The sequence below is a fragment of the Microbacterium sp. B35-04 genome (genome assembly GCF_010634885.1).
GTDB lineage: Bacteria > Actinomycetota > Actinomycetes > Actinomycetales > Microbacteriaceae > Microbacterium.
Map to the genome: position 1 here is coordinate 1 of NZ_MWLP01000073.1, position 2,808 is coordinate 2,808.

The 2,808-nt window shown below is 70.6% G+C and carries 3 protein-coding genes; 2 read left to right on the forward strand and 1 reads right to left on the reverse strand.

Features of this window, described 5'->3' with window-relative positions; all coding sequences use genetic code 11:
* Positions 1 to 40: 40 nt before the first annotated feature.
* Entirely contained in the window at positions 41 to 889 is an 849-nt protein-coding gene (locus tag B1729_RS15680) for a nitrilase-related carbon-nitrogen hydrolase (RefSeq protein ID WP_163618807.1), read from the reverse strand.
* 272 nt (positions 890 to 1,161) lie between these two features.
* On the opposite strand from B1729_RS15680, the gene B1729_RS15685 reads away from it, so the two are divergent.
* Together B1729_RS15685 and B1729_RS15690 are read left to right on the forward strand one after the other, a co-directional pair.
* Positions 1,162 to 2,379, forward strand: a complete 1,218-nt coding sequence (locus B1729_RS15685) for a histidine kinase (protein WP_163633707.1) — start codon at positions 1,162 to 1,164, stop codon at positions 2,377 to 2,379.
* Positions 2,376 to 2,808 (forward strand): response regulator transcription factor (locus tag B1729_RS15690; RefSeq protein WP_163633709.1); only part of this gene is annotated, 433 nt, incomplete at its 3' end. The genes B1729_RS15685 and B1729_RS15690, both read left to right, overlap by 4 nt.

Genomic DNA, 2,808 nt, shown 5'->3' on the forward strand with positions numbered 1-2,808 from the left:
GTCTCGCTCGTTCCTCGCTCGCTCAACGACCGCATATCGGTCACGGCTTCGCGATCCGCGTGTACGAGTCGGGCCGGCGGTCGCGGTAGAACTGCCAGTCGTCGCGCATCTCGCGCACCATCTCGAGGTCGAGGTCGCGCACCAGCAGCTCCTCCTGGTCGCCCGAGCCGCGCTCGCCGACGAAGTTCCCCCGGGGGTCGATCACCTGGCTCGTGCCGTAGAAGTCGACCGCGAGGTCGCCGTACTCGTTGTCTTCGCGGCCCACGCGGTTGGGCTGCAGCACGAAGTAGCCGTTGGCGACGGCCGCCGCCGGACCTTCGACCTCCCAGAGCCGGTTGGACAGGCCGGGCTTCGTGGCGTTGGGGTTGAAGACCATGTGCGCGTCGGCGAGGCCGAGCTCGCGCCAGCCTTCGGGGAAGTGCCGGTCGTAGCAGATGTACATGCCGACGCGCCCGACGGCGGTGTCGAAAACGGGGTACCCGAGGTTGCCGGGGCGGAAGTAGAACTTCTCCCAGAAGCGGTCGAGGTGCGGCAGGTGGTGCTTGCGGTAGCTGCCGAGGATGGTGCCGTCGGCATCCACCAGCACCGCGGTGTTGTAGTAGACGCCCGTCTCGGCCTCCTCGTAGATCGGGAGCACCATCACGATCCCGAGCTCCTTGGCCAACGCGGCGAACCGCTGCACGATCGGGCCGTCCACCGGCTCGGCGAAGCGGTAGTACTTCTTGTCCTGGGTGATGCCGAAGTAGGGCCCGTAGAAGAGCTCCTGGAAGCACACCACCTGCGCACCCTGGGCTGCGGCATCGCGCGCGAACCCTTCGTGCTTGTCGAGCATCGACTCTTTGTCGCCCGTCCACGTGGTCTGTGAAATCGCCGCGCGTACCGTCGTCATCGTCTCTCCGTTCGTGAACCGGCGCGTGCCGTGTTCCTCGTCCCTCGGGTGGGACCGGCGGGGTCCGCTCCCGCGGCGACCCTGCACCCCGATCCTGTCGACCCGACGTTTCCCGTCGGTTTCGGCCTGTGACGCGACAGTAAAGCCTGACCCGGTGCGGCGCAATGGTTGGTTCGGCAGACCTTTCAATCGATCGCGGGGCGGATGCCGCGGCATCCGTCGTACATCTCCGGACGGATGCCGCCCCACAGGGCTTCCCGTAACGTGAAACGGTGTTCCGCCGCCTGAAGACGTACCAGCTCGTCGCCGACCTGTCGGTCGCGCTGGTCTTCCTGCTCATCGCCTGGCCCCTCGAGGCGGTCATGGCGACCGGTGCGTTCGGCGTGGAGTACGGATTCGGCGCGGAGGGGCACACCGTATTCGGGCTGCTCGTCGCGGGCCTGTTCAGCGCGGCGCTGGCGCTCCGCCGACTCTCGCCCGCGCTCGCCCTGGGCATCGCGTGGATCGGCGCCCTGGTGCAGATGGGTCTCGGCCGTCCGCCGAGCTTCTCGGACGTCGCGATCTGCGCCGTGCTGTACGCCACCGCCGCGTACGGGTCGCGGCTGGTGTACTGGGCGGGCTTCGCGTCGGCGATCGTCGGAGCCCTGGTGATCACGGTCTACCTCTTCGCCGGGCCGGTGTTCGCGGGGGGCGGGCTGTCGTGGGAGACGCTGCCGCTGGCTCTCGTGCTGCTCGTCGCGGCCGCGTTCGCCCTCGGGCTCTCGTGGACCGTGGGCGCCCTCGTGCGCACCGCGGTGAGGGCGCGGGAGAATCGCGAGGCGCAGCAGCGCGCCGAAGCCGAGACGGTCGCGGAGCAGGAGCGCGTGCGCATCGCCCGGGACATGCACGACGTGGTGGCGCATTCGCTCGCCGTCGTGATCGCCCAGGCCGACGGTGCGCGCTATGCCGCCGCGGCGGATCCCGCGGTCGCCACAGACGCGCTGGCGACGATCTCGACCACCGCCCGTTCGGCGCTCGCCGACGTGCGGCTGCTGCTCGGTCAGCTCAGGCACCGCCAGGGCGACGGGCCGCAGCCGACGATCGGCGACCTGGAGGAGCTCTACGCGCAGGTGCGCGCGGCCGGGGTGCAGTTGCGGGTCGACGTCGATCCCGCGCCGCAGCCCAGTTCGGCAGAGGGCCGTCCAGCAGAGGGTGAGCCGGCGGCCGCCGTGCAGCTCGCCGTCTACCGCATCCTTCAGGAGGCGCTGACGAACTCCCTCCGCCATGGCGCTCCCGGCGGCCCCGTCGACGTGCACCTGGGATGGCTGGCGGACCGCGTCGAGCTCGATGTGCGCAACCCGATCGTTCCAGGCACCCAGCCGGGGCGGTTCGGCCATGGGCTCATCGGCATGCGCGAGCGTGCGCAGCTCGCCGGCGGCAGGCTCGACGCGGCCGACGAGTTCGGCGCCTTCACCGTGCGCGCGCACATCCCGATCGGAGATCTCGCATGATCCGCGTCGTGCTGGTCGACGACCAGGCGCTGTTCCGCGCCGGCATCCGCATGCTCATCGACTCGCAGCCCGACCTGGAGGTCGTCGCCGAGGCCCCTGACGGCCGTGAGGGGATCGATGCGGTGCGCCGGTCGCGGCCGGACGTGGTGCTCATGGACATCCGCATGCCGGTCCTGGACGGCCTCGCGGCCACCGCGGAGCTCCTCGCCGACACCCCGGAGCCGGGAGTGCCGTCGCCGCGCATCGTGATGCTCACGACCTTCGACCTCGACGAGGCGGCGGCCCGGGCCATCCGGCAGGGCGCCAGCGGGTTCCTCCTCAAGGACGCCGACCCCGAGTTCCTCCTCGCCGCGATCCGCACGGTGCACGCCGGATCAGCCGTGATCGCGGCATCCGCCACCCGCGAGCTCTTCGAGCGCTTCACGGATG

What these genes read in the sequence shown, in the direction of transcription:
- B1729_RS15680 (WP_163618807.1), bottom strand. Translation starts at nt 889, where the DNA reads ATGACGACGGTACGCGCGGCGATTTCACAGACCACGTGGACGGGCGAC.